Annotated in this window: 29 protein-coding genes, 1 tRNA gene and 1 pseudogene; 12 read left to right on the top strand and 19 right to left on the bottom strand. The window is 65.1% G+C overall.

From position 1 onward, the window contains the following. Positions 1-2: 2 nt before the first annotated feature. From ndhC to FHS79_RS07975, 8 genes and pseudogenes are all read left to right on the top strand, one after another. A complete protein-coding gene (ndhC, locus tag FHS79_RS08010; RefSeq protein WP_184198048.1) occupies positions 3-380 on the top strand; it encodes an NADH-quinone oxidoreductase subunit A in 378 nt (125 codons plus the stop codon). Positions 381-442: 62 nt separating this feature from the next. After that, the gene (locus tag FHS79_RS08005) at positions 443-958 is read left to right on the top strand and encodes a NuoB/complex I 20 kDa subunit family protein (protein WP_444543993.1); all 516 of its coding nucleotides are present in this window, start codon (positions 443-445) and stop codon (positions 956-958) included. Continuing rightward, a pseudogene (locus FHS79_RS08000) lies at positions 955-1,599 on the top strand (NADH-quinone oxidoreductase subunit C); the annotation flags it as partial. The gene FHS79_RS08005 and the pseudogene FHS79_RS08000, both read left to right, overlap by 4 nt. Before the next feature lie 64 nt (positions 1,600-1,663). Beyond that, a complete protein-coding gene (locus FHS79_RS07995; RefSeq protein WP_184198246.1) occupies positions 1,664-2,863 on the top strand; it encodes an NADH-quinone oxidoreductase subunit D in 1,200 nt (399 codons plus the stop codon). Beyond that, positions 2,860-3,456 (top strand): NADH-quinone oxidoreductase subunit NuoE, encoded by a 597-nt coding sequence (gene nuoE, locus FHS79_RS07990; protein WP_184198042.1) that lies wholly within the window; start codon positions 2,860-2,862, stop codon positions 3,454-3,456. The genes FHS79_RS07995 and nuoE overlap by 4 nt, the downstream gene beginning before the upstream one ends. Continuing rightward, entirely contained in the window at positions 3,453-3,665 is a 213-nt protein-coding gene (locus FHS79_RS18765; RefSeq protein WP_184198039.1) for a hypothetical protein, read from the top strand. The genes nuoE and FHS79_RS18765 overlap by 4 nt, the downstream gene beginning before the upstream one ends. Before the next feature lie 3 nt (positions 3,666-3,668). Continuing rightward, positions 3,669-4,976 carry an NADH-quinone oxidoreductase subunit NuoF gene (gene nuoF / locus FHS79_RS07980; RefSeq protein ID WP_184198036.1) on the top strand — a complete coding sequence of 436 codons (1,308 nt, stop codon included), beginning with the start codon at positions 3,669-3,671 and terminating at the stop codon, positions 4,974-4,976. Between the two features lie 475 nt (positions 4,977-5,451). Beyond that, positions 5,452-5,883, top strand: coding sequence for a hypothetical protein (locus FHS79_RS07975; protein ID WP_184198033.1), 432 nt, complete (start codon positions 5,452-5,454; stop codon positions 5,881-5,883). 24 nt (positions 5,884-5,907) lie between these two features. Here the strand turns inward: FHS79_RS07975 and yghU are convergent, their stop codons facing one another. From yghU to FHS79_RS07945, 6 genes are all read right to left on the bottom strand, one after another. Next, positions 5,908-6,786: a glutathione-dependent disulfide-bond oxidoreductase gene (gene yghU, locus FHS79_RS07970; protein WP_184198030.1), complete on the bottom strand. Its 879-nt coding sequence runs from the start codon at positions 6,784-6,786 to the stop codon at positions 5,908-5,910. Positions 6,787-6,847: 61 nt separating this feature from the next. Continuing rightward, positions 6,848-8,065 (bottom strand): RNA polymerase sigma factor, encoded by a 1,218-nt coding sequence (locus FHS79_RS07965; protein WP_184198027.1) that lies wholly within the window; start codon positions 8,063-8,065, stop codon positions 6,848-6,850. 2 nt (positions 8,066-8,067) lie between these two features. Beyond that, positions 8,068-8,427, bottom strand: coding sequence for a YciI family protein (locus FHS79_RS07960; protein ID WP_184198024.1), 360 nt, complete (start codon positions 8,425-8,427; stop codon positions 8,068-8,070). Positions 8,428-8,463: 36 nt separating this feature from the next. Continuing rightward, positions 8,464-8,832 carry a YciI family protein gene (locus FHS79_RS07955; RefSeq protein ID WP_184198021.1) on the bottom strand — a complete coding sequence of 123 codons (369 nt, stop codon included), beginning with the start codon at positions 8,830-8,832 and terminating at the stop codon, positions 8,464-8,466. A 93-nt stretch (positions 8,833-8,925) separates the two neighbouring features. Continuing rightward, on the bottom strand, positions 8,926-10,128 hold the full coding sequence (locus FHS79_RS07950) for a serine hydrolase domain-containing protein (RefSeq protein ID WP_184198018.1): 1,203 nt from the start codon (positions 10,126-10,128) through the stop codon (positions 8,926-8,928). Next, positions 10,128-10,349, bottom strand: a complete 222-nt coding sequence (locus FHS79_RS07945; RefSeq protein WP_184198015.1) for a DUF6356 family protein — start codon at positions 10,347-10,349, stop codon at positions 10,128-10,130. The genes FHS79_RS07950 and FHS79_RS07945 overlap by 1 nt, the downstream gene beginning before the upstream one ends. Positions 10,350-10,437: 88 nt before the next feature. On the opposite strand from FHS79_RS07945, the gene FHS79_RS07940 reads away from it, so the two are divergent. Next, positions 10,438-10,510: transfer RNA gene (locus FHS79_RS07940), tRNA-Val, on the top strand. Positions 10,511-10,876: 366 nt separating this feature from the next. Beyond that, positions 10,877-14,191, top strand: coding sequence for a TonB-dependent receptor domain-containing protein (locus FHS79_RS07935; protein WP_184198012.1), 3,315 nt, complete (start codon positions 10,877-10,879; stop codon positions 14,189-14,191). Positions 14,192-14,250: 59 nt separating this feature from the next. Here FHS79_RS07935 and FHS79_RS07930 read toward each other — a convergent pair whose 3' ends face one another. Further along, on the bottom strand, positions 14,251-15,135 hold the full coding sequence (locus FHS79_RS07930) for a DUF481 domain-containing protein (RefSeq protein ID WP_184198009.1): 885 nt from the start codon (positions 15,133-15,135) through the stop codon (positions 14,251-14,253). Between the two features lie 92 nt (positions 15,136-15,227). On the opposite strand from FHS79_RS07930, the gene FHS79_RS07925 reads away from it, so the two are divergent. After that, on the top strand, positions 15,228-16,151 hold the full coding sequence (locus tag FHS79_RS07925; protein WP_184198006.1) for an isopenicillin N synthase family dioxygenase: 924 nt from the start codon (positions 15,228-15,230) through the stop codon (positions 16,149-16,151). Positions 16,152-16,202: 51 nt separating this feature from the next. Further along, positions 16,203-17,687, top strand: a complete 1,485-nt coding sequence (locus FHS79_RS07920) for an alkaline phosphatase (protein WP_184198003.1) — start codon at positions 16,203-16,205, stop codon at positions 17,685-17,687. Between the two features lie 127 nt (positions 17,688-17,814). Here FHS79_RS07920 and truA read toward each other — a convergent pair whose 3' ends face one another. The 12 genes from truA to FHS79_RS07860 all read right to left on the bottom strand — a co-directional run bounded on the left by truA (position 17,815) and on the right by FHS79_RS07860 (position 25,737). Then, positions 17,815-18,549 (bottom strand): tRNA pseudouridine(38-40) synthase TruA, encoded by a 735-nt coding sequence (gene truA / locus FHS79_RS07915; protein ID WP_184198000.1) that lies wholly within the window; start codon positions 18,547-18,549, stop codon positions 17,815-17,817. After that, entirely contained in the window at positions 18,546-19,442 is an 897-nt protein-coding gene (gene fmt / locus FHS79_RS07910; protein ID WP_184197997.1) for a methionyl-tRNA formyltransferase, read from the bottom strand. The genes truA and fmt overlap by 4 nt, the downstream gene beginning before the upstream one ends. A 76-nt stretch (positions 19,443-19,518) precedes the next feature. Further along, positions 19,519-20,058: a peptidoglycan-associated lipoprotein Pal gene (gene pal / locus FHS79_RS07905; protein ID WP_184197994.1), complete on the bottom strand. Its 540-nt coding sequence runs from the start codon at positions 20,056-20,058 to the stop codon at positions 19,519-19,521. Between the two features lie 83 nt (positions 20,059-20,141). After that, positions 20,142-21,470, bottom strand: coding sequence for a Tol-Pal system beta propeller repeat protein TolB (tolB, locus tag FHS79_RS07900; protein WP_243452749.1), 1,329 nt, complete (start codon positions 21,468-21,470; stop codon positions 20,142-20,144). A gap of 27 nt (positions 21,471-21,497) precedes the next feature. After that, positions 21,498-22,340 carry a hypothetical protein gene (locus tag FHS79_RS07895; RefSeq protein ID WP_184197988.1) on the bottom strand — a complete coding sequence of 281 codons (843 nt, stop codon included), beginning with the start codon at positions 22,338-22,340 and terminating at the stop codon, positions 21,498-21,500. Beyond that, on the bottom strand, positions 22,337-22,774 hold the full coding sequence (locus FHS79_RS07890) for an ExbD/TolR family protein (RefSeq protein ID WP_184197985.1): 438 nt from the start codon (positions 22,772-22,774) through the stop codon (positions 22,337-22,339). Before FHS79_RS07890 ends, FHS79_RS07895 begins: the two co-directional genes overlap by 4 nt. Beyond that, positions 22,775-23,470 carry a protein TolQ gene (tolQ, locus tag FHS79_RS07885; protein WP_184197982.1) on the bottom strand — a complete coding sequence of 232 codons (696 nt, stop codon included), beginning with the start codon at positions 23,468-23,470 and terminating at the stop codon, positions 22,775-22,777. Further along, complete coding sequence (locus FHS79_RS07880; RefSeq protein ID WP_184197979.1) at positions 23,470-23,922, bottom strand: YbgC/FadM family acyl-CoA thioesterase; 453 nt, start codon at positions 23,920-23,922, stop codon at positions 23,470-23,472. The genes tolQ and FHS79_RS07880 overlap by 1 nt, the downstream gene beginning before the upstream one ends. An 82-nt stretch (positions 23,923-24,004) precedes the next feature. Beyond that, positions 24,005-24,367: a 50S ribosomal protein L19 gene (rplS, locus tag FHS79_RS07875; protein ID WP_184197976.1), complete on the bottom strand. Its 363-nt coding sequence runs from the start codon at positions 24,365-24,367 to the stop codon at positions 24,005-24,007. Between the two features lies 1 nt (position 24,368). Then, positions 24,369-25,100 carry a tRNA (guanosine(37)-N1)-methyltransferase TrmD gene (gene trmD, locus FHS79_RS07870; RefSeq protein ID WP_184197973.1) on the bottom strand — a complete coding sequence of 244 codons (732 nt, stop codon included), beginning with the start codon at positions 25,098-25,100 and terminating at the stop codon, positions 24,369-24,371. Beyond that, the gene (locus FHS79_RS07865; RefSeq protein ID WP_184197970.1) at positions 25,097-25,474 is read right to left on the bottom strand and encodes a type II toxin-antitoxin system VapC family toxin; all 378 of its coding nucleotides are present in this window, start codon (positions 25,472-25,474) and stop codon (positions 25,097-25,099) included. Before FHS79_RS07865 ends, trmD begins: the two co-directional genes overlap by 4 nt. Further along, positions 25,471-25,737, bottom strand: coding sequence for an antitoxin (locus FHS79_RS07860; protein WP_184197967.1), 267 nt, complete (start codon positions 25,735-25,737; stop codon positions 25,471-25,473). Before FHS79_RS07860 ends, FHS79_RS07865 begins: the two co-directional genes overlap by 4 nt. Position 25,738 lies beyond the last annotated feature (1 nt).

The following is a 25,738-nucleotide window of genomic DNA, read 5'->3' as shown; positions in this document are numbered from 1 at the left end:
CCATGTCTGAAATTGCGGTTGAATATCTGCCGATCCTGCTGTTCCTCGTTGTGGGGATCGTGTTTGCGCTGATCTTCGTCGGTGCGCCGATCCTTGTTTCGGGGCTGACGGGTACCGCCAAGCCGGACTCGGTCAAGCTCAGCGAGTATGAGAGCGGCTTTCCGGCGTTTTCGGACAGCCGGCACCGGTTCGACGTGCGCTTCTACCTGGTGGCGATCCTGTTCATCATCTTCGATCTGGAAGCGGCCTTTCTATTTCCCTGGGCGGTGAGCCTGCATTGGGGCGGCCCCGAGGCCTGGTGGTCGATGATGATGTTCCTTTTCATCCTCACCATCGGGCTTGCCTATGAATGGAAGTCTGGAGCGCTGGAATGGGAATGAACGAGGGCGCCGTGGCCAACCCTGAATCCTTGCAACCGCGCATCATCAGGCCTAATGGTGCCATCGCCCTGGGTGAAGCCAACCGCGACCAGTTTCTGGGCGATGTGTCGAAGGAAGTCGCCGACAAGGGCTTTCTGGTGACGAGCACCGAGGATCTGTTCCACTGGGCACGCACCGGCTCGATGTGGTGGATGACCTTCGGCCTCGCATGCTGTGCCGTCGAGATGATGCACACCAACATGCCGCGCTATGACCTCGAGCGCTTCGGCGTGGCACCGCGTGCGTCTCCGCGCCAGTCCGATGTGATGATCGTGGCCGGCACGCTGTGCAACAAGATGGCGCCTGCACTTCGCCGCGTTTACGACCAGATGAGCGAGCCGCGCTATGTGATCTCGATGGGCAGCTGCGCCAATGGCGGTGGCTATTATCATTACAGCTATTCGGTGGTGCGCGGGTGCGACCGGATCGTGCCGGTCGACATCTATGTGCCTGGCTGTCCGCCGACCGCCGAAGCGCTGCTTTATGGCGTGCTGGCGCTGCAGCGCAAGATCCGCCGCGTCGGGAGCTTCGAGCGATGAGCGCGCCCGAGGTGAAGGCACCGCAGCCCGGCCGCTGCAGCTGGCCGGCGGTGGCAAGCGTGCAGGGCATCGAGGGCTATCTCGGCGAGATTCTCGGCGATGCGCTGCTGGCGACCGAGGTGCATGTGCGCGAAGCGACGGCAATTGTCGGCCGCGAGCGGCTCGCCTGGGTGATGGAGACGCTGCGTGCCGATCCGGTGCTGCGGATGGAGCAGCTGATCGACATTTGCGGGGTCGACTATCCCGATCGCGCCGAGCGCTTCGAGGTGGTTTACCAGCTGTTGTCGATGCGCGCCAATCTGCGGCTGCGTGTGAAGGTGACAACCGATGCGCGCACGCCGGTGCCGAGCCTTACCGCGCTGTGGCCGGTGGCAGGCTGGTACGAGCGCGAGACCTGGGATTGCTATGGCGTTCTGTTCGACGGCAACCCCGATCTGCGCCGCATCCTCACCGATTACGGCTTCGAGGGGCACCCGTTCCGCAAGGACTTTCCGCTCACCGGCCATGTCGAGCTGCGCTACTCGGAGGAGCACAAGCGCGTGGTCTATGAACCGGTGAAGCTGGCGCAGGATTTCCGCTCGTTCGATTTTCTCTCGCCATGGGAGGGCACCGATTATGTGCTGCCCGGCGACGAGAAGGCCGGCGAGTTAGCCAAGGAGCACAAGCGTGCTTGAGCGTGCCGGCGTCGCCTGGACCAAGGATGACATGACCGATCTGCTGCCGGCGAAGGACGGCAACGCGATCGAGAACTACATGATCAACTTCGGTCCTCAGCATCCGGCAGCGCACGGCGTGCTGCGGCTGGTGATGGAGCTCGATGGCGAGATCATCGAGCGCTGCGACCCACATATCGGCCTGCTCCACCGCGGCACCGAGAAGCTGATCGAGTACAAGACCTATCTGCAGGCGCTGCCCTACATGGACCGCCTCGATTATGTGAGCCCGATGTGCATGGAGCACAGCTATGTGCTTGCGATCGAGAAGCTTGCTGCCATCGAGGTGCCGTTGCGCGCCAAGTATATCCGCACGATGTTTGCGGAGATCACGCGCATTCTCAACCATATCCTCAACGTGACGACGCACGCGATGGACGTGGGTGCGATGACGCCGATCCTCTGGCTTTTCGAGGAACGCGAGAAGCTGATGGAGTTTTACGAGCGGGTTTCGGGCGCTCGTTTTCATGCTGCCTATTTCCGCCCCGGCGGCGTGCATCAGGACCTGCCGGATGGGTTGCTCGAAGATATTCTGGCTTGGTGCGATGGTTTTCCCAAGGTGCTCGGCGAAATGCAGGGGCTTGTGGCGGACAACCGCATCTTCAAGCAGCGCAACGCCGATATCGGGGTGATTCCGGCAGCCGATGCAGTGGCCTGGGGGTTCACCGGGCCGTGCATCCGGGCCAGCGGGATTCCCTGGGACCTGCGCAAGGCGCAGCCTTATGATGCCTATCACCTCGTCGATTTCGATGTGATCGTGGGCAAGGACGGCGATTGCTATGCGCGCTTCATGGTGCGGATGGAGGAGATGCGGCAGAGCCTGCGGATCATCCGCCAGTGCGTCAACGATATGCCGGAGGGCCCGCACACGACGCTCGACCGCAAGGTGGCGCCGCCGAGCCGGGCGGAGATGAAGCGCTCGATGGAAGCGCTGATCCACCATTTCAAGCTCTATACCGAAGGCATGCGCGTGCCCGCTGGCGACGCCTATGTGGCGACTGAAAGCCCCAAGGGAGAGTTCGGCATCTATCTGGTGGCGGACGGTACCAACAAGCCGTGGCGCTGCCATGTGCGTGCCACCGGCATGGCGCATCTTCAGGCGATGGATTTCCTGTGCAAGGGGCATATGCTTGCCGATGCGCCGGCGATTTTGGGCTCGCTCGATATCGTGTTCGGGGAGGTCGACCGGTGACCGAATTCAAGGACTTTGCCTGGACTTCCGAAAACGCGGTGAAGGCGGCGGAGATAGTGGCGCTCTATCCCGAAGGCCGGCAGGCGAGTGCGGTGATGCCGCTGCTGTGGCTGGCACAGGGGCAGATGGCGGCGGCGACGGGCAGTGCCTGGCTGCCGGTGCCGGTGATCGAGTTCGTCGCCGCTCAGCTCGGCATGCCCTATATGCGCGCCTATGAGGTGGCGAGCTTTTACACCCAGTATAATCTGAAGCCGGTCGGGCGCTTCCATGTGCAGGTGTGCGGGACGACGCCGTGCATGTTGCGCGGGTCCGATGATGTGATGCGTGCCTGTGTGGACAAGGGTCTGCGCAAGGGCATGGTGACGCACGATGGGCTGTTCACCCTGTCTGAAGTCGAGTGCCTCGGCACCTGCGCCAATGCGCCGATGGTGCAGATCAACGACGATAATTACGAGGATCTGGGCTATGAAAGCACCATGGCGATCCTCGATGCGCTCGAGCGCGGCGAGATGCCGGCGCCGGGCTCGGCGATCGGGCGCCAGGCGAGCTGCCCTGAAGGCGGACCGACGACGCTGAAGGAGATGGCGGAGTGAGCATCGGCGCTGCGACTTTGCGGCGGCTGGCGCTGACGGCACTCGTGGTGGCAATCGTGTCGGGTTGCCTTTCGCTCTGGCTGCTGGTGAGCGGGCGGAGTTCGACACCGCTGCTGATGATCGGCAGTGTGGTGTTTCTCGTGGCAGGGCTATTGTTTGACCGGCGGGCGTCCAGACTGGATGCGCAGAACCCCGGTGAAGGAGTTTGACGCGTGCTCGCTGACAAGGACCGGATCTTCACCAACCTTTATGGCTTCAAGCCATGGGCGCTCGGTGCGGCGCGCACGCGTGGCGATTGGGAAGAGACGAAGGCACTGCTCGCCGATGGCCCCGATGCAATCATCGACCGGATCAAGGCCAGCGGGCTGCGCGGGCGCGGCGGTGCGGGCTTCCCGACAGGGATGAAGTGGAGCTTCATGCCCAAGGCACCCGCGCCCGGCCGGCCGAGCTATCTCGTCATCAACGCCGACGAAAGCGAGCCCGGCAGCTGCAAGGACCGCGAGATCATCCGCCACGATCCGCACAAGCTGATCGAGGGCGCACTCATTGCCGGCTTCGCCATGCGCGCCTCGGCGGCATTCATCTATATCCGCGGCGAATATATCCGCGAGGCCGAGACGCTGTTTGCCGCGGTTGCCGAGGCCTATGCGGCAGGACTGATCGGCAAGAATGCCTGTGGCTCGGGCTATGATTTCGATGTGGTCGTCCACCGCGGTGCCGGAGCCTATATCTGCGGTGAAGAGACTGCGATGCTCGAAAGCCTCGAGGGCAAGAAGGGCCAGCCGCGCCTCAAGCCGCCGTTCCCCGCCGGCGCGGGGCTCTATGGCAACCCGACAACGGTCAACAATGTCGAGTCGATCGCGGTGGTGCCGACCATCCTGCGGCGCGGGCCGGAATGGTTCGCCGGGATCGGCCGCCCGAAGAACGAGGGCACCAAGCTCTTCCAGATTTCGGGCCATGTGAACAAGCCCTGCGTCGTTGAAGAGGCGATGGGCATTACGTTCCGCGATCTCGTCGAGACGCATTGCGGCGGCATCCGTGGCGGCTGGGACAATCTGCTTGCGGTCATCCCCGGTGGCTCGTCGGTGCCGCTGGTGCCGGCGCACGAGATTGCCGACGCACACATGGATTTCGATGGTCTGCGTGAACTGAAGTCAGGGCTCGGCACTGCGGCGGTGATCGTGATGGACAAGTCCACCGATATCGTGCGCGCCATCGCGCGCTTGAGCTATTTCTACAAGCACGAGAGCTGCGGCCAGTGCACGCCGTGCCGCGAAGGTACGGGCTGGATGTGGCGGGTGATGGAGCGGCTGGTGACGGGCGACGCCGAGCCGCGCGAGATCGACATGCTGCTCGATGTGACCACCGAGATCGAAGGCCATACCATCTGCGCGCTGGGCGACGCCGCGGCCTGGCCGGTGCAGGGGCTGATCCGCCACTTCCGCCCGGAAATCGAGCGGCGGATTGCGAAGCGCAAGGGGTTTGTGGCGGTGCCGGGGCTGGCGGTCGCTGCGGAATAGGCTGTTGCCTTATATGCAGGACGACCGATGTTGAGGTCTATGCCGCGGCCCGGTTCTCATTCGGCACACTTGCCATACAATTGTTCAAAAACTGGACAACTCGCCACTCCGTAACAATGAAGAAATGCGTGCCGACTTTGCGCAGACTTGTTGACGTGTTCTTGCTCTGATAAATTAGTCTTGACGAAATGTTCGCTTAAGGGGGAGGAACATGACCATTGTGCGAGTTGTCGGTCGAGGAATCGTAATTGGCTTCTGGCTGTCGGCCAGCGTATGTTCCGCGCAGAGAGTTCCCGCTCCAACCATAAAGCCGGGGCCGGCAGCCGTCGTGCCTGCTTCGATCGGCAGGGTTAACAAGGCGAGTGTCGGACGAAAAGTGCTCGATGATTTTGGTCGTTGCTTGCTTCAGGTGCACCCCGATATAGCAAAGTCGATTATGTCAGATGCCCTCATATCCCGTGATATAGGAAAGTAGGTGTCTGGCTCGGGCGACGTTTGTCTGCATCCCGCCGGCTTCAGCACAGTGTCGCTCAAGTTCCAGGAAGAGTTGCTTAGGGGAGCGGTTTTCAAGGCCGCATATGTGCAGACCCATGCGAAAGCACTCCCTGTACTCGGTGCGGCACCTGACTGGGCCAGCGACGTTACCGATGCGGGAATGCCTGCCGAAAAGCGGACACTTCATGTGGGATTACGTCAGTTGGGCAATTGTATCCTCGACGCGCAACCGGCTGCCGTTCATGCGCTGTTGCTCGCCGACGCCGGGACCGCTGCCGAGCAGGAGGCGTTTCGAGAACTCACGCCCAGCATCGGCCCCTGCATTCCAGATGGCGTGACCCTCAGCTTTTCGCGCAGTGTTTTGGCCGGTTTGCTCGCGGAGGTCGCCAAGCGTAGGGCGGACAACGGATGACGATTTGGCAGGCTGTCCAGACGCTCAGCCGCTGGTGCTCTTCTCCCCGATCTTGTCTTGCGTCCGCAAGTCGAAGTCCGACGCGTCGTGGCGTTCGTGGAGTTGCGCCGAGGGCTCGCCGAAGGTGCGGTTGACGATCCGGCCGCGCCTTACGGCAGGGCGGGCGGCGATCGCTTCGGCCCAGCGGATGACGTTTTTGTATTCGTGCACCGACAGGAATTCGGCAGCGTTGTACGCGCCCGAGGTGACGACGAGGCCGTACCAGGGCCAGGTGGCCATGTCGGCGATGGTGTATTCGCTGCCGGCCAGAAATTCGTTTTCGGCAAGGTGGCGGTCGAGCACGTCGAGCTGGCGCTTCACTTCCATGGCATAGCGATCGATCGCGTACTCGATCTTGATCGGCGCATAGGCGTAGAAATGCCCGAAGCCGCCGCCGAGGAAGGGGGCACTGCCCATCTGCCAGAACAGCCAGTTGAAGGTTTCGCTGCGCGCGGTGCCGCTCGTGGGCAGGAAGGCACTGCCAAACTTCTCCGCCAGATAGACGAGCATGCTGCCGCTCTCGAACACCCGCGTCGGTGGGGCGGTGCTGTGATCGACCAGCGCGGGGATCTTGCTGTTGGGGTTGGCGGCGACGAAGCCCGAGCCGAATTGCTCGCCCTTGCCGATGTTGATCAGCCAGGCGTCGTATTCCGCCCCGGCATGCCCCGCGGCGAGCAGCTCCTCGAGCAGGATCGTCACTTTCTGACCGTTGGGCGTGCCGAGCGAGTAGAGCTGCAGCGGGTGCTTGCCGACGGGAAGATCCTTGTCATGCGTGGCGCCGGCAATCGGGCGGTTTATGTTGGCGAACTGGCCGCCGGAATTCTTGTTCCAGGTCCAGACTTTTGGCGGGGTATAGTCGGTCATGCTGATGTCCTTCCGCTGTTCTGCCGCCTTTGTGGGGGTCGGCTCTCGTGGCAGCAAGGATTCAATCGCTGAAGAATTTGTTTGAAAGCAGATAGGCGCGGACTGCCGGATCGGTGGTGAGCCCCGCTGCGCGCGCCGCTGCAAGCTGCGCGGCGTCCCTCTTGCCGCTGGCATGGAGGGCGCGGGCGCGGGCGGCCCACCAGGGTTGATGGCTGGTGCAGCGCGCGGCCAGGGCATCGAGCGCGGCCAGGGCCGCTGCGGGCTCCCCGGCCTGGGCGAGAGCGGCAGCGCGGGCGATGGCGGCGCCGATGCTGGGGGCGACTGCGAGCAGCCGGTCGTAGAGCCCGAGCAGGGGTGCGGACAGCGGCTCGCCGGTCATGCGCTGATGGTTGTGGAGCGACTGGATCGCGGCCTCCAACTGGAAGCGGCCGGGGCTGTGGTGCCGGGCCGCAGCGCGGAGCAGCACTTCGGCCTCGGAGATGTGCGGCATGGACCATGATTTCGGATCTTGCCGTGACAGGGGCACGAAGTCGCCATTGCTGTCGCGCCGGGCGCTGCGCCGCGCTTCGCAGAACAGGATGAGCGCCAGCAGGCCGGCCGATTCCGGGTCGTCGGGCAGCTGCGCCAGCAGCAGCCGCGCCAGATACTCCGCCTCCTGTGCCAACCCGGCGAGGCGGCCATCGGCGGTGGTGAGCGCCTCCCAACCGGTGCCATAGGCGGCGTAGATCGCGCTTCGGATGGCCGCGAGCCGGGCGGGTCGCACATCGGGCTGGGGGACGGTGAAGGCGATGCCGGCCGCGCGGATGCGGCCTTTGGCACGCACCAGCGCCTGTCCCATGGCGGCGGGAGTGACGAGAAACGCCGCCGCGATCCGCGCCGCATCAAGGCCGAGCACGGTTTGCAGCATCAGCGGCGCCTGGGCGGCTTCGGCGATGGCGGGGTGGGTGCAGACGAAGAGCAGCTTCAGCCGCTTGTCGGGGAAGTCGGGCATCGCGGCTTCGGCACGCTCTTCGGCGAGCTGCGCCAGCATGGCCTCGCCCGCAGACGCGGTGGCGGCGCGGGCGCGGGCGGCGCCGAGAGTGCGGCGGGCAGTGGTGAACAGCCAGGCTTCGGGATTGGCCGGCACGCCGGACACCGGCCAGTGTTGGAGTGCTGCGGCAAAGGCCGAGGCGAGTGCATCTTCGGCGGCGGCAATGTCCCGCGAGCGGCTCGCGAGCAGCGCCAGCAGCCGGCCATAAGCGGTGCGCGCCGCATCTTCAGCAATGCGGCGCGCCTCCATGCTCAGCCTGCCGGAGGTGGCGGCATCACCGGGCGGATTTCCACCGAACCGGCACCCGCACAGGGGGCGCGCGCGGCCCATTCGAGGGCGGTATCGAGATCGGGGACTTCGAGAATGACGAAGCCGCCGAGCTGCTCCTTGGTGTCGGCGAAGGGGCCATCGTGCACCTGCCATTTGCCGCCGGCAGTGCGCAATGTTGTGGCGGTGGCGGGCGGCAGCAGCCCCTGGCCGCTGTGCATCACGCCGGCGGCCGCCATGGCGCCCATATAGGCGCTCCAGGCACCCCAATAGGCGGGGGCATCGGCGGTGTCGCGGCGGCCCTGTTCCTCGGGCGTTTCATTGTAGAGAAGGGCGAATTGCATCATACTATCCTTTGCCGGAATCGCGGGTTTGTCGAGTTACATGCCGGTTTTGGCGGGCGCGTGGGCGATGACTTCGATGCGCCCGCCGCGCGCTGCCGGCAGGCTGCCGGCAAGCGCGCGCGCAGCGGCGGCATCTGCAGCCTCGACAATGAAATAACCGCCGAGGATGAGCCCGCGCTCATCGGGTGCGCTGGAGGGTTCGAGTGCAGCGCCACCCTTGAGCGCGCCGGCTTTGGCGAGAGTACCGCCGGCGGCGGCGAAGCCCTGCCAATAGGCGTTGCCCGCCGGCCCGGTGTCGCTGCGCTTGGCGAGTTCGCCGGGGCTTTCGTGTATGAGCAGGGTAAATTCGGCCGCCTGGCAGGGGGCGGCTGCAAGCGCTGCCGCGAGGATGCATGTTCGGACCATGGGATCGTCTCCGTCCACACCGCCGGATGATTCCGGGGCGCTGAACGGATGAGTGGCGAGACGGGGCGATTCAGACAGGGCGCCCGAAAAAGATCAATCGTCGAGGGCGGCGTAGGTCAGGGTGCGGACTTCGCGGCGGACCGGATAGGTGCTGCTGGGGATGAGCTGGGTCATGAAAATGCCGATCAGGTCTTCTTCGGGGTCGATCCAGAAGAAGGTGCTCGCCGCCCCGCCCCAGAAATGGTCGCCGTCCGATCCCGGCATCAGCGTGCGGCTGGCACTGGTGCTCACCGCAAAGCCGAGGCCGAAGCCGACGCCCTCATAGGCGGCTTCGGAGAAGAGCGAGCGTGACAGGGCGGGCAGATCGACGCCGCCGGGGAGATGGTTGGCGATCATCAGGTCGATGGTCTTGCGGCTGAGGTAACGGTGGCCGCCGAGCGAGCCGCCGTGCAGGATCATGCGGGCGAACTGGAGGTAATCCTGCGCGGTGGAAACCAGCCCGCCGCCGCCGGAGATGAATTCGGCGGGCGAGAGAAAGCTCGATGTGGCGGCATCGTCCTGCAGCTCGATACCGCCGGTGCGGGTCGGCTGGTAGCAGCTTGCGAAGCGATGCGCCTGGCCCTCGCGGACATGGAAGCCGGTGTCCACCATGCCGAGCGGGGTGAACAGCCGCTCTGCCAGGAACGCCTCGAACGGCTGGCCGCTGACCACCTGCACCAGCCAGCCGACGACATCGGTGGCGACCGAATAATTCCACGCCTCTCCGGGGGAGAATTCGAGCGGCAGCCTGGCCAGCCCGGCGATCATGTCCGCCAGCGAGCCGGCCTTTTCGATCTCGCCGATCTTGTGGGCGCGATAGGCGGCATCGACATTGCTGCGCAGCTGGAAGCCATAGGTGAGCCCGGCGGTGTGGCGGAGCAGATCGACGACCTGCATCGGCCGGGTGCAGGGCCTGGTCTGGAAGCCGACCTTGTGGGTGCCCGCCACATAGACGCCGAGGTTCTTCCATTCGGGGATATACTTGTGCACCGGCTCGTCGAGCGCGATGCGGCCTTCCTCCACCAGCATCATCAGCGCCACCGAGGTGATGGGCTTGGTCATGGAATAGATGCGAAAGATCGTGTCTTCGGCCATCGGCTTGCCGCGTTCGAGATCGGCATGGCCCTGGACGCCCAGATGCTCGACTTCGCCGTGGCGGGCGATGAGGGTGAGGGTGCCGGCGAGGCGGCCGGGCGTGACATATTTCTCGGCGAGATGGGCTTCGAGGCGGGCGAGGCGGGCGGGATGAAAGGTCATCAGAAGGTCGGCTGGTCGTAGCGGCGCGGGGCGATCTCGCCGTGCAGCTTGACGATGGCATCCGAGCCGCTGGTCTTGCACCAGGCCGGCACGAACGCATGGACGACGCACTTCAGGCTGGCGACGAACATGCGGCCGCCGACGGTGAGGGCTGCACCCATATGCTCGAAATAGCTTTCGCCGACGGTTCGAGGGTGTTGCAGGAACAGCCGGTCGAGCATTGTGATCTCCGCATCGTTGCCAATGACACACGAATAGACGCGCTGCGCTTGCGGGGCAATCGCCGGCTGGCTATGGCGGGGCAGCGTGGGGCGGTTAGCTCAGTTGGTAGAGCATCTCGTTTACACCGAGAGGGTCGGCGGTTCGAGCCCGTCACCGCCCACGCGCAGTGCGGCACAAAATAGCGGAGCTGTCTTGAGTCTCGCGCAAGCGCAGCCAGCGAGGCGGCTGGCCCTTCGCCAGCCGAGCTCGCCTGATGTCAGGACGCGGCTTTGCCTTGGCCCCCCGCGCAGCCCGATGGTTTCACCCCCCGCTGCAGCGCCGCAAAACGCTGCCGAACTGTTGCCGCACTGCAACAGCGTGCAGCAATCTCCCGCTGGAAGGCAATCGTCACAAACTGACCATCGCGCTGTAAAGAAAATGTCACACAACCGGTTGAAAGGGGGGCCATCGAATCTCCCGCCAGCAAGCCAGTTCGGCGGCACTTTTTGTCAGCGGCTCTTCGAGCCAGAACCCAGGGGTCTACAACATGCGTTATCTTCGGATCGGTTGCGCGCTCGCCGCCCTCGCTGCTCCAATGGCGCTCCATGCGCAGGACACGGCATCGAGCATCCGCGGGCAGGTGGCCAGCGGTGCCGGTGTCGGCATTCCCAATGCAACGGTTCTGATGATCCACACGCCTTCGGGAACGCGGTCAACGGTGACGACCGATGCTTCGGGCAACTTCAATGCGTCCGGCCTGCGCATCGGCGGCCCGTACAGCATCGACGTCAGCGCGGATGGCTATGATGCAGCCAGCGAGACGATTGCCAGCTTGGCGGCCGGCACGCCGCAGCGCATCACCGTATACATGGCCGAAGTCGGCCAGACGATCACGGTGACGGCCGCCCGCCAGCGCTCCACGATCTCGATCGCCAGCGGCCCCGCAACCGTGCTGACTGCCGAAGACATTCGCGGCATTTCGACGGTCAATCGCGACATCCGCAACCTGGCTGTGCGCAACCCGCTGGTTTCGCTCGACCCCACCAATGGCGGCGCCATTTCGATTGCCGGCCAGAACAACCGCTTCAATCGCATCTCGGTCGATGGCATTCAGTTCGGCGATCCGTTTGGCCTCGAAGCCGGCGGCCTTGCATCGGCACGCGGTCCAGTCCCGCTCGATGCAATTGCAGAATTCACCGTCGAGATCGCGCCGGTCGACATCCAGCAGGGTGGTTTTCAGGGTGGCGCCATCAACACGCAGCTCAAGTCTGGCGGCAACAACTTCACGGCACAGGGCTTCTTCACCTATTCGTCGGACAGCCTTGCCGGCACCAAGACCCGTGGCATCGACAGGCCTCGAGACTTTGAATCGAAGATCTTCGGCGCGCAGCTGACCGGCCCGATCATCAAGGACAAGCTGTTCTTCGCAGTAACCTGGGAGCGGCTGCGCGACGCGACGCCTTCGGCGGTTCAGGCCATCGATCTCGGGATCTCGCAGGGCGAGATTGATCAGGTCAACCAGATTGCAACCAGCCGCTACAACTTCGATGCGGGCCAGGTTGCCAACAATGTCGAGGAGAGTGATGACAAGGTCGTCGCCAAGATCGACTGGAACATCGCCGACGGCCACCGTGCCGCGCTCACATACATCTACAATGAAGGCAGCCTGCTCGCGGGCCAGACGGGCTTGGGCGAAGTGTCCAACGTCGCAACCGGCAATGCCACCCTCGCGCTGTTCTCCAACAACTACAACCAGGGTTCGATCAATCACTATGGTGTGTTCCAGCTGAACGACCAGTGGAGCGACACCTTCTCGACCCAGCTGCGGGTCAGCTACAATGACTATGTTCGGCTCCAGGAGCCGTTCGGTGACAAGAACTTTGGCCAGTTCCAGGTCTGCTTGCAGCCCGGGCCGACGCCGGTTCCCGTCTCCCCCGCATGCCCTGCCGGCCAGCAGCGCATCTCCTTCGGCCCCGATGTCTCGCGTCAGGCCAATGAACTTTCGGCGCAAACGCTCGGCATCGAGTTTCAGGCGCAGCTGAAGATGAACAACCACACCGTGAAGCTCATTGCCGAACGCCGTGGCCAGGATTTCAACAACCTGTTCGCGCAGAACGTCTCGGGCAACTTCCGCTTCGACTCGCTGGGCGATCTTCAGAATGGCCGCGCCAACTCGCTGACCTTTGCAGCACCGCTGCGCGGCGGCATCGACACCGTTCGGGCGCTGTTCTCCAACAATGTCTACACCTTCGGTCTTCAGGATGTGTGGAATGCGACCGACACGCTGACGCTGACGGCCGGTTTCCGCTGGGATCTTTACGAGACTCCCGACACGCCGCTGTTCAACGAGAACTTCCTGGCGCGGACCGGCTTTGCCAACAATGCCTCGCTCAACGGTCGCCAGGTCTTCCAGCCGCGCGTGGCGGCAACCTGGGCCCCGAGCGACCGCCTGAACGTGCGCGCTTCGGCCGGTCTGTTTGCTGGCGGCAACCCCAACGTCTGGATTTCGAACAACTATTCGAACCCGGGGCCGACGCTCGGCAGTGTCAATATCAACCGTGTCGTTACCAACGGTGTCGAGACTTTCACCATCGGCGGCCTTGCGCTTTCGGCGGCTGAGCAGAACCGCCTTGGCGCGCTTGCCCTCAACAACGTGACGGGCGGTCAGGGCATTCCGCAGGAGTTGATCAACGGCATCCAGGGCGGCGGATCGGCTGCGGCAACGACCAATGTGCTTGATCCCAACTTCCAGATCCCGTCGCAGTGGCGCATCGCCGGCACCGTCGATTATGCCGCCAACCTCGGCTTCCTGGGTGACGACTGGAACTTCGGCGCCGATGTCGTCTGGTCACGCGTGAAGAATGCCCTGACCTACACCGACCTGCGCTCGGTGCCGAATACCGTGCAGGGCACTCTCCCGGACGGCCGGCAGCGCTACCAGGCGTTCAATGCCGCTGCCGGGGTCAACACCGATCTCTTCCTGACCAATACCAACCTCGGTTACAGCTGGAACGTTGTGGCGCGCGTCGACAAGCGTTGGCTGAACGGCTTCTTCTTCAACGCCGCCTACACCTTCCAGCGTGCCAAGGATGTCAATTCAGGTACATCCTCCACGGCCGGCTCGAACTATGGCAACGCAGCGGCCGGCATCGACTCCAACAATGGCGCCTATGGCACGTCGAACTATCAGATCGACGATGCCTATCGCCTCAATGTCGGCTTCGACAAGGCGCTGTTCGGCGACAACAACACCCGGGTGGAACTGTTCTTCAACAGCCGGGCGGGCCAGCGTTTCAGCTACACCTTTGCCGACCTGACACCCAACCGTTCGGCAGTGTTCGGCACCGTGCAGAGCAACAGCCGTTACCTGATCTATGTGCCTAACGTCGCTTCACAGACTGCCGATCCGCTGGTGCAATATGCTCCCGGCTTTGATTTCGCCGGTTTCCAGCGCGTTGTGCAGAACACTGAGCTAAACAAGTATCAGGGCCAGATTGCGCCGAAGAACATCGGGCGCAGTCCGCGCTTCAACAAGCTCGACATCTCGGTTCGGCAAGAACTACCGTTCGTGTTCGGCGGCAAGCTCGAAGTGTTCGGTGACATTGAAAATGTGCTTAACTTGGTCAACAGCAACTGGGGCTCACTGCGGCAGGTGGCGTTCCCCTATTATGGCACGCTCGTAAACGTCTCGTGCGTTTCAACGGCGACCCCAGATGGCGTGAACATCACGACGCCGGGCCAGGCATGTGCACAATACCGCTATAGCAACCGTTCAGGTACTGCCGTGACCGAGCCGGCACAGGCGCTGTTCCAGAACCAGTCGCTCTGGCAGATCCGCGTGGGCGCCCGCGTTCGCTTCTGATCGCGACACAAACTTGAACCAGGGCGGCTCCTTCACCGGAGCCGCCCTTTTTTTTATGCTCAGAAGGAATAGACGATCGTTCCGCGGCTCACCTGGTCGCTGTTGCGGCGGCCCAGGGGCGGGTTTGATTCGGTGTTGATCTGGTGGGACAGGCGCGCGGTCAGTGAGCCGTTGATCTTGGCGTTGAGGGCGGTGAGCGCCTGCAGGCTGTTGTTGTTGCCGTCGTAGAAATAACTGGCGTCCTCGGTGAGCTTGAGGCGCTCGCTGAGCTGCCATCGCACGTTGCCGGCAACGCGTGCCGCGAAGTTTGTCTCGTTGAGGCCGTCGGTGAACTGCGTCTGGCGAAGGGCAGGACCGCCTTCGACGGTGGCGAGCAGGCGAGGACCGGCGACCAGCTTCTGCCCGATGCCGAGCGATTGCGAGAAGCGATGCTCGAAGCCGGAGAACTCGTCCTTTTCGTAGGAGACGGCCAGCAGGCTGAACATCGACGGGTTGATATTGTAGTTGCCCTGGTAGCTTGCGAGATACCGTTCACGCGAGACCACACCATCCTGTCGCTGGTAATCGACGAAGCCGCGTGCCGCGTGCTTCCATTGGCGGGTTTCCTTGGAGAGATTGACGCCGAGCGCCACGCCCTGCGTGTTGGTGTTGCCCGACGAGGCGAAGCCGCCGACTTCCCCCGAGCCCTTCCACCCCTCGTAGTAGCGCTGTTCTGCCAGCGCCTGTTCGCGTGCCCGGGCACGATCGGCATTGATCGCTGCGATGCGGGCGTTGATCTCGCGCACCGAGCCGGGGTTGGTCGCGCGCGCCATCTCGGCGACGACTGCAAGCTTGGCAGGATCGTTGCGTGCCGCCTCGATCATCGCTGCCACCGCTGAGGGAATCGGCTTGGCGAGCGCGGGTGCCGCGACGACAGCGAGCAGGGGGACAATCCAGATACGCATGACAACCTCTCCCTCGGTCAGGTGCTTTCAAGGCAATACGCTGCCCCGTGTCAAGGCTGGCGAGCCGGGCTGAATGGCGCTAGGACGCGGTCATGACGGCGGCAGACATTCACCCCATCCCCCTCAGCCTTGTGGACAGCGACCCGCTTGCCGCGGCTGCAGCCTTCGGCGACGCCTTTGCCCGCACCGGCTTTGCCGTGGTGAGCGAGCATGGCATTCCCGACCGCGTCATCAACCGCGCGCTCGGCGCCACCAAGGCGCTTTTCGCACTCGATGAAGGCGCCAAGGCGGCTAATATCGTGCCGAATGGCGGCGGCCAGCGCGGGATGACGGCATTCGGGATCGAGACCGCCAAGGGGGCGGCGGCGCGGGACCTGAAGGAGTTCTGGCACGTGGGGCGCGAGCTGCCCGCAGGCCATGCGCATGAAGATGTGATGCCGGGCAATGTTTGGCCACGCGAATGGCCGGACTTCAAGCCGGCGGTGCTCGACCTTTACGATGCGCTTGAAGTGACCGGGCTCAAGCTGCTGAAAGCCCTTGCCTTGCATCTCGGGCTGGCGCCGGACTTTTTCGATGATCCGGTGCGCGACGGCAATTCGGTGCTGCGGCTGCTCCACTATCCGCCCTTGCGGGGTGGCGAGGGCGGCTCGATCCGTGCCGGCGCGCATGAGGACATCAATGTGATCACCCTGCTGCTCGGCGCCGAGGAGGCTGGGCTGCAGCTGCTCGACCGCCAGGGCCAGTGGCGCGACATCGATGCCCCGCCAGGAAGCCTGGTGTGCAACATCGGGGACATGCTGCAGCGGCTTTCGGGCGGGCGGTTGCCTTCGACGTCGCACCGGGTGATCAATCCCGCCCCCGAGCGGGCGAGTGTGGCGCGCTATTCCACGCCCTTCTTCCTGCATTTCCGCCCCGATTATCTGATCGAGACGATGCCTGGCGGGCCGAGCGACTGGCCGCCGATCACGGCGAACGAATTTCTGCAGGAGCGGCTGCGGGAAATCAAACTCCTGTAACACGGGCGTCACACGCGGCGGCCATCAGCATGTGAAATCGGGGAGAGACGGATGCGTGCGATTTTCATGGGGCTGGCGCTGCTGGTGTCGACCGATGTGTCTGCCCAGGTGCTCGACACGCCTGCCAGGGGCGATGACTATTGGGCGATGGGCCGTGCGGTGGTGCAGAGCCGCCTCAAGGTCGTGCACCGGCCGCAGAAGGCGAAGAATGTGGTGCTGCTGATCGGCGACGGCATGGGCGTGGCCACCGTTGCCGCGGCGCGGATATTTGCCGCCCAATATCCCGATGACGGCACCGCTCGCCGCACCGGCGAGGAGAATGTGCTGAGCTTCGAGACGCTGCCGCATCTGGCGCTGGTGAAGACCTACAACACCAATGCCCAGGTTTCGGATTCGGCGGGCACGGCAAGCGCGATCAACACCGGGATCAAGACGCGGATCGGCTATATCAACTTCGCCGCAAATCAGACTGCCGATGATTGCGGCAAGCCCGCGAGCTGGCCGCGCACCTTTGCCGAAATCGCCAAGGGGCAAGGCATGGCGGTGGGGATCGTTTCAACCACGCGCATCACCCATGCGACGCCGGCGGCGGTGTTTTCGCATGTGCCGAACCGCAACTGGGAAGGTGCGGACCGCAGCTTTCCGACGGCGGAACGCGGCAAGGGCTGCAAGGATATCGCGACCCAGCTTGTCGAATTCGCGCCCGGTGGCGGCCTCGATGTGGTGCTCGGCGGCGGCACCAACCAGTTCCTTCCCGAAGCCGCCGGCGGGCGCCGCGATGACGGCAAGGACCTGATCGCGGCATGGAAGACGCGCTTTCCCGCCGGGCGCTTCGTGGGCGATGCCGGGGGCTTTCGGGCGCTCGATCCCACGGCATCCGGGCCGGTGCTGGGGCTGTTCAACAAGGACCATCTGACGTTTGAAGTGGACCGCGACAAGGCGAAGGAGCCGAGCCTTTCGGAGATGGCGGCGTTTGCGCTGAAGAAGCTCGTCGCTTCGAAGAAGGGCTATTATCTGATGATCGAGGGCGGGCGGATCGACCATGCGCATCATGCCAGCAACCCCTATCGTGCGCTTTCTGAAACTCAGCAGTTTGCGCGCGCGGTGGAGACGGTGCTCAAGTCGGTCGATCTCGACGATACGCTGGTGCTGGTGACCGCAGACCATTCGCACACGCTGAGCTTTGCCGGCTATCCGGAGCGCGGCAACGACATTCTCGGCTATATCAAGAGCTCGCGCGATGGCGAGGGCGGCGGGCCGACCAGCCCCGAAGGCTATGCGCTTGACGATCGTGGCCAGCCGATGACGACGCTCACCTATGCCAATGGCCCCTTCGTGGCGCCGCCGCTCTCACGCCAGCTGCCGCCCAACGACCCCAATTATCTGGCGTCCAAGACCTATGGCACCAGCGGCGAAAGCCATGGCGGCGATGATGTGGCGCTCTATGCCACCGGACCGCGGGCGCATCTGGTGGGCGGCGTGATCGAGCAGAACGTCATTTTTCATGTGATGGCTGAGGCGCTGGGGTGGCGCTGAGCGCGGCGCGGCGGCAGCGGAGCTGGCGACCGACTCGCGCGCCGCGCGGCCGGCAGGGCGGCCGGCCCTTCGCCGGCCGAACCTTTCCGACGTCAAGTCGCGGCTTTGCCGCGACGGCGTTGTCCGCTCAGTAATCGGCGCCCATGAACCATAGCCCGTCCGGGGGCGCGTTGAGTGCCAGCGCCTGGCGGTCGCGCGCTGCAAGCGCTGCCACCAGATCGGCCTCGGACCATTGGCCGGTTCCGACGAATTTGAGGCAACCCACCATCGAGCGCACCTGATGGTGGAGGAAGCTGCGGGCTTCGGCATGGATGTGGATGTCGTTGCCCGAGCGGACCACATCGAGCCGATCGAGCGTGCGGACGGGGCTTTCGGCCTGGCAGGCCATCGAGCGGAAGGTGGTGAAATCGTGCCGGCCGCGCAGATGGCGGGCGGCGGCGTGCATGGCGTCGGTGTCGAGCGGCTGGCTTATCCGCCAGGCGAGGCCGTGCTGCCAGGTGAGATCGGCTCGGCGGTTGGCAATGTGATAGCGGTAGCGCCGCCGCACGCAATCGAAGCGGGCGTGGAAGCCTGGTGCCAGTGCGCAGGCCAGGACGGCGACGGGGGCCGGGCGTAGCCGCGCATTGAGCGCTTCGTGCATGCGGAAGGGGGCGAGATCGCGCTCCACGTCGAAGTGCGCCACCATGGCGAGTGCATGGACGCCGGCATCGGTGCGGCCGGCGGCGTGGACGGTCGTGCGCTCGCCGGTGATGGCGAAGACTGCATCCTCGAGTGCTGACTGCACCGAGGGGCCATGATGCTGCCGCTGCCAGCCCATGAAGGGCCGGCCATCATATTCCAGCGTGAGCCGGTAGCGATTCATGCGAGCGGGGTGCCGGCGGGGATTGGCCAGCCGCGCAGCATGTCGGCGATGGCCATGGCGGGCTTGCCGGCGCGCTGCACGCGGGTGGGGCGGAGCAGGCCTTCGCCGGTGCCGATGGTGAAGGCATCATCGGTTGTGATTCCGGGTGAGGAAGCGCCGGCAAGCACTTCTGCCGACAGGATTTTCACCCGCTCGCCGAGCAGCATGGCATGGGCGCCGGGGGACGGGTTGAAGGCGCGGATGGCGCGGTCCAGGGTGGCTGCCGGTTGGCGGAAATCGAGGTGTGTCTCGGTCTTGGCGATCTTGGGGGCATGGGTGGCGCCATCGGGCTGCGGGACCGGGGCAGGGCGCTCGTCGAGCGTGCGAAGCAACAGCCGTGCGCCCATCTCCGCCAGTTCGGTGAACAGCTCCCCGGCGGTCTTGCGGCCGATCGGCGTGGCTTCGGCGAGCAGCATCGGGCCGGTGTCGAGCCCGGCTTCCATCGCCATGATGGTGATGCCGGTCGTCTCGTCACCTGCGAGGATGGCGCGCTGGATGGGGGCGGCGCCGCGCCAGCGGGGCAACAGCGAGCCGTGGATGTTGATGCACCCGCCTGGCGGAGCATCGAGGATGGGCTGTGGAAGCAGCAGGCCATAGGCTGCCACCACCGCGACATCGGCACCGAACGCTGCAAATCCGGCCAGTTCTTCGGGCGATTTCAGGGTGCGCGGGGTGTGTACAGGGATGCCGAGGGACTCTGCGCGGACATGGACGGGACTTTTCTGGAGGGTTTTGCCGCGTCCGGCGGGCTGTGGGGCGCGGGTATAGGCCGCGACGATATCATGCCCGGCTGCGTGCAGGGCTTCGAGAGCCGGAAGGGCGAAGGCCGGCGTGCCCATGAAGATGATGCGCATGGCCAGCCGGCTAGGGCTTTTTGCAGGATTTGGGAAGGGCAGCCCCTCCCCCGCATGCGGGAGAGGGGCGATGCCGTCAGTTGCCCAGCGACGTCACGGCGCGGCGGTTGATCGCATAGCTGGCTTCATCGGCGCCATCCGCCTCAGGGCGCTCGGCACCATAGGAGATGGTCGCGATGCGCGCTGTTGCGACACCCTGGGCTGCAAGGAAGTTCTTGGCGGCCTGGGCGCGGCGATCGCCGAGCGCCAGATTATACTCGCGGGTGCCGCGCTCATCGGCATGACCTTCCACCGTGATGCGCACGCTGGGATATTGCGAAAGCCATTGCGCCTGGCGGGTGAGCACGCCGCTGGCGGTCTGGTCGATCTCGTAGCTGTCATAGGCGAAACGGATACGGTCCGAACCGGCCTGGGCGATGAAATCGGCCAGGCTGCCGGGCACCAGGCTGCTGCCTACGGCAGGATCGGTCATCGGGGCGCTGGGCGTGGGTGTCGGTGCAGTCGTCGCGGTGGCGGGCGGCGGCGGAGGCGGCAGGTCCTGCTTCTTGGGCCCGCAAGCGGCAACGAGAAGGGCAAGGCCAGCAACCGAGGCCAGGCTGAGATGTCGCGAATACATTCTACTCTCCTTCTGCAATAACACGCCGAAATGTTCTGAAGTATCGACGGATGGTGTAGCTTGTGGAATCTGCAACGGCAAGCTCAGTCCAACAACGGCGACCAGGCTGGATCGGATGCACCGAGTGGTGTCGGCAATTTGCGTTCGTTCTGTCCGGACAGATCGACCGACCAGAGGGCGGGCGATCCGCCGCGCGAGGAGCGCTGGAACATGATGACCCGGCCATTGGGGGACCATGTGGCGCCCTCGTCCTGATAGCCGTTGGTGAGCTGGCGCTCGCCGCCGCCATCGGGGCGCATGACGTTGATGGCGAAGCGGCCGCCGCCGAAGCGGGTGAAGGCGATCAGGTCCCCGCGCGGACTCCAGACCGGCGAGGCGGCGCGGCCATCGCCGAAGCTGATCCGCTGCTGGCCACTGCCATCGGCACCCATGATGTAAAGCTGCTGGGTGCCGCCGCGATCGGATTCGAAGACGATGCGGCTGCCATCGGGCGAGAAGCTCGGTGAGGTTTCGATGCCGGGCTGCGAGGTGAGGCGGGCCAGGCGCTTCGAGCCCAGATCGAGCGTGTAGATGTCGGTGTTGCCATTCACAGCCATCGAGAACACCAGCGTGCGTCCATCGGGGGAAAAGCGCGGTGCGAAGCTCATGCCCTGGAACTGGCCGGCACTGCTCTGGCTGATCGCCTCCTGCCGTGCGGTGCCGAGCGTGTAGAGCCATACCCGCGGGCGATTGCCCTCGAAGCTCATATAGGTGATCTGCTGCTGGCTGGGGCTGAAGCGCGGGGTGAGCACGAGGTTCTGGCCCGAGGTGAGGAAGCGGTGGCCGGCACCATCCTGGTCCATCACCGCAAGCCGCTTGATGCGCTTCGAGCGCGGGCCGGTTTCGGAGATATAGACGATGCGGCTGTCGAAATAGCCGGTCTCGCCAGTGAGGCGGCTGTACACCAGATCGGCGCATTTGTGCGCGGCACGCCGCCAGCCGGCGGCGGTGGTGACGAAGCCCTGACGGGTGAGCTCGACGCCGGCGAACACATCATAGGCGTAGCAGGCGAGCGTGATGCCGCCATCGGGGTTGGCGGTGACATTGCCGGTGACGAGCGCCTGCGCTGCCACGGTGCGCCAGGCGGCGAACTGCGGCCGCAGCACATCGGCGTTGCTTACCTGGGTGGTGAAGGCGGCCTGGGCGATCGGGCGAAACAGGCCCGACGAGCGCAGATCATTGGCGATCACCTCGGCAATGCGCTGGCCGAGCTCGTCGGTGCTGCCGGCTGCGGTCTGGCCCGGGGTTGCGGCAGGAAAGGTCGGCACCGCGATCGGCATCGGCTGGCTGATGCCGCTGTTGATGTCCACCCTGAGCTGGGCGCTGGCGGGGGCGGCCAGCATCATGGCGCCGAGAAGGAGGGGGATACGCATGGACATCTCCAAAGAACGGGGCATCGCTCAAGTCATCTGTTCGGGATCGAAATTGATTTCGACCGATTTCCACAGCGGGTAAAGGTCCGCGGGCAATTTGAGTGGTGAGCAGCGAAGCACCGCACGCCGCGCCGTCTCGGCGAAGGCGCGGGCATAATCGCCGTTCTGGCCGCTGGTTCCGGTCTGGCTGATGACACGCGGATTGCCGGCGACGCTGCCATCGGGCTGGAACTCGGCACCGATGAGCACGGTCATCTTGCGCACATCGGCTCCACCGATCGGCGGGTTCCAGCAGGGGGCGACCTGCGCGCGGATCGCTTGGGCCAGCGTGGCCGCGGCGCGCGGATCGATGGCGGCGTTCTTCGGCTGGGCGGCCTGGATCGTCTTGGCGAGATCGGAGGTGTTGAGCGGCTTGGTCGGCGCCTTGGGAAGCGCCTTGTTGATGAGGTTGCTCAGCGTCTGCGTGTCGAGCGGTTTGGCTTCCGGCTTGGGCGGCGTGGGTTTTGGTTTCGCCTGCGGCCGGGGCTCGGGCTTGGGGGCAGGATCCGGCGTGGGCACCGGATCGGGCACCGGTGCCGGCTCGGGCTCGGGTGCGGGTTCGGGTGGCGTCGGCTCGGGGGCGGTTGTTTCCTGCGGGGCGGCCTCGATGCTCGGCTCGGGCGGCCGGGTCACCCGCGGCGCATCGGCGATGTCGACGAACTCCACCGGGGTGATCTCGTCCACCATCGGCAGCGGCGTGGAGGTCCATTGCCATCCGAAGCTCAGCGCCACCAGCAGCACCACATGCGCCGCCCCGGCAATTGCCAGGGCACGCCCTTCCGAGCCCTGCACAGGCGGCGGCGGGGGCAGGCGGGCGGCAGCCAGCGTCATCGGCGCCCGGCAGGCTTGCTTTCGCCGTCCGACACCAGCGCCACCTTGCGGAAGCCCGATGCCGACACTTCGCCGACAACGCGCATCACTGCGCCATAATCGAGCCCACGATCGGCGCGGACATAGACCCGCGCCTCGTCGGTGCGTGCTTCGCGGAGTGCGGCCAGCTTTTCGGCGAGGCCGTCGGCAGGAATCTCGAGGCTGTCGATAAAGATGCGCCCCTGTGCATCGAGGCTGAGCTGGATGGGCTTGTCGTCATTCTGGAGCGCGCCGGCCTTGCTGTCCGGCAGATCGACCGGCACGCCGGCAACGAGCAGCGGCGCCGTCACCATGAAGATGATGAGCAGCACGAGCATCACATCGACCATCGGCGTGATGTTGATCTCGGCCATCGGCGCGTTGCGCCGGCGCTTGCCCGGGGACATCATCGCCATCTACTTGCTGTCCATGCTGTCGAGCTGGCGGCCGAGCAGGCCCTGGAACTCTTCGGCAAAGGCGCCGAGGCGCGCTTCGAGCCGGCCGACGCCGTGGAGAAGGCGGTTGTAGCCGATCACCGCCGGGATTGCGGCGAAGAGACCGAGGGCGGTGGCGAAAAGCGCCTCGGCGATGCCGGGAGCGACGACTGCCAGGGTGGTGTTCTGCGAAGCGGCAATGGCGGTGAAGCTGCGCATGATGCCCCATACGGTGCCGAAGAGCCCCACGAAGGGTGCAACGGCGCCAATGGTGGCGAGGATGTTGAGCCGGTCTCCCAGCGTGTCGATCTCGCGGCCGATGCTCACCTGGGTGGTGCTGGCGAGGCGTGTGCGGATGCCTTCCCGGTCAAAGCGCCCGCGTGCCAGGCTGCGCCGCCATTCGTTCATTCCCGAGACGAACAGTCGCGCGGAGGGATGGGTGGCGCGCGTGGCCGGCTCGAAGAGCGCGTCGAGGCTCTCCGCCTTCCAGAACCAGTCCTCGAACTGGGTGGCTTCGCGGTTGATGCGGCGGATGGCACGCGAGCGCTCGAAGATGATCGCCCAGGACCAGACCGAGGCCATGAGCAGCCCCAGCATCACCAGCTTGACGACGATATCGGCCTGCAGGAACAGCGCCCAGGGGCTGATCTCGGTGGCGGTTGCAATGACAGGTTCCATCAGGCGGTTTCGGCTTCGTGCTGGAGGGCGAGGAATTGGTCGTGCCAGCCCTTCGGCAACCGGCGGGGCCGGCCCTCGGGGCAGAGCAGCGCTGCGGTGACTGATGCGGTGCAAAGACTTGCGTCAGGATGAACGACGACCTGTTTCAGCACCACGGCGGCGGCGCGAAGGCGGGTGACGCGGCTTTCGATGATCAGCGCATCATCCAGCCGGGCAGGGCGGTGCCAGACAATATCCATGCTCGCGACGGCGAAATAGCCGGCCGCCGCAGTTTCGGGCTCGGTGTGGGTGATGCCGATCGTGCGCAGCATCTCGGTGCGGCCGCGCTCGAACCAGCGCAGGTAGCTGGCATGATAGGCGATGCCCGAGCTGTCGGTATCCTCGTAATAGACCCGCACGGGCAAGCGATGGACACCACGCGCGAGCGTGCCGGAAGCAGGAACGGTCGTCATGCAGCGCTTGTAGGGGAGGGGCGGCCAACAAAAAAGCCTCCTGCCGGCGGGCAGGAGGCTCTTTCGAACGCGAAGTGGAAAATTACCGGGTCTTTTCCTCGGCGATACGCGCGGACTTGCCGCTGCGGCCGCGCAGATAATAAAGCTTGGCGCGCCGCACGACACCGCGACGGACGACGGTGATCGACTCGATCGACGGCGAATAGAGCGGGAAAACACGTTCCACACCTTCGCCGAAGCTGATCTTGCGGACGGTGAAATTGCTGTTGATGCTGCGGTTCGAGCGCGCGATGCACACGCCCTCATAGTTCTGCACGCGGGTGCGCTCGCCTTCGACGACGCGCACACCGACACGGAGCGTGTCACCGGCCTTGAACTGGGGGATGGCGCGCTTTTCGACGAGCTTGGCAACCTGCTCGGCTTCGAGTGTCTGGATGAGATTCATCTCATTCCTCCTTGTTTGGTCGTCGCGCGCCAGAGGGCGACTGATCCGCAGCGTCGGGATGACGCTGCCAAAGATCCGGCCGCCTTGACCGTGTGTCCATTCTGGACCGCTCGAGCCGCCATGCAGCGACCTTTGCGTGATCCCCCGATCGCAACACTTCGGGGATCGCAAGACCTTCCCATTGGGCGGGCCTTGTGTAGTGCGGATGCTCGAGAAGGCCGCTTTCGAAGCTTTCTTCCACACCGCTCAAGGGCGCGCCCATTACACCGGGAAGCAGCCGGACGCAAGCATCGAGCAGCACGAGGGCCGCGGTCTCGCCACCCGACAGGATGTAATCGCCGATCGAGACCTCCTGGATGGCGCGCGCCTCGAACAGTCGCTCGTCGAAACCCTCGAAGCGGCCGCAGAGCAGCGTCACGCCGGGGCCGGCAGCCAGCTCGCGGACGAGGGCCTGGGTGAGGGGCCGGCCGCGCGGGGTGAGGGCATATGCCGGCGTGCCGTTGCGGGTCGCATCGAAGGCGGCGGCGACGACATCGGCGCGCAGCACCATGCCGGGGCCACCGCCGGCGGGGGTGTCGTCGACCGAGCGGTGCTTGTCGGTGGCATGGTCGCGGATGTTGTGTGCGGTGCAGGTCCAGCGGCCTTCGGCGAGCGCGCGGCCGGCGATTGCGGCCCCCAGCGGGCCAGGGAACATCTCGGGGTAGAGGGTGAGGATGGTGGCGGACCAGCTCATGGCTGCGTCCAGTCCTCGACGCGGAGGCCGGGGATGTCGGCGAAGTCGATCGAGCTTGCGGTGATGATCGTCAGGTCGAGCGCCAGCGCGTGCGCGCCGATCAACCGATCGAAGCTGCGGCGACGGAAGGGGATGGTGGCATAGGCCCGCGCGGCGGCCTCGTCGAAGGGGAGCACCGCGATCTGTGCAAGAAGGGCATCGAGCACCGGGCGACCGGCGGGGCCGGTGCCCATCAGGATTTCGGCAAGGCAGATGCTCGACGTGACGACCGACCCGAGGGGACAGGCCTCCAGGCGCTGCACCGCAGCGGGTGCCGTGCCCTCCATCAGGTAGATGGCGATGTTGGTATCGAGCAGATATTGCGGAGTGATCACGCCTTCAAGGCTGCCTCTCGCGCCAGCCGCTCGGACGGGCGCTCCTCGAACAGCCGGTCCTCGCTGGGAATCGGCTTGAGGCCCGGAGCGCACCCATAGATCCCGGTCAGGTCGATCATCTTCGGGGTTTCGGGGACGGGTTCGATGATCCAGCGGCCGTGCTCCTCGCGGACTTCGACGAGTGTGCCGGGGGGCGGTGCGAAGGCTGCGGGCAGGCGCACGGCGGCGCTGTTGCCGGATTTGAAAACCTTGCTGCGTGCCATG

Origin of the sequence: Polymorphobacter multimanifer (assembly GCF_014205635.1) — a bacterium.
GTDB classification, from domain to species: Bacteria; Pseudomonadota; Alphaproteobacteria; order Sphingomonadales; family Sphingomonadaceae; genus Sandarakinorhabdus; species Sandarakinorhabdus multimanifer.
The sequence above is the reverse complement of the archived record's forward strand: the minus strand, read 5'-3'. Positions and strand labels throughout refer to the sequence as shown.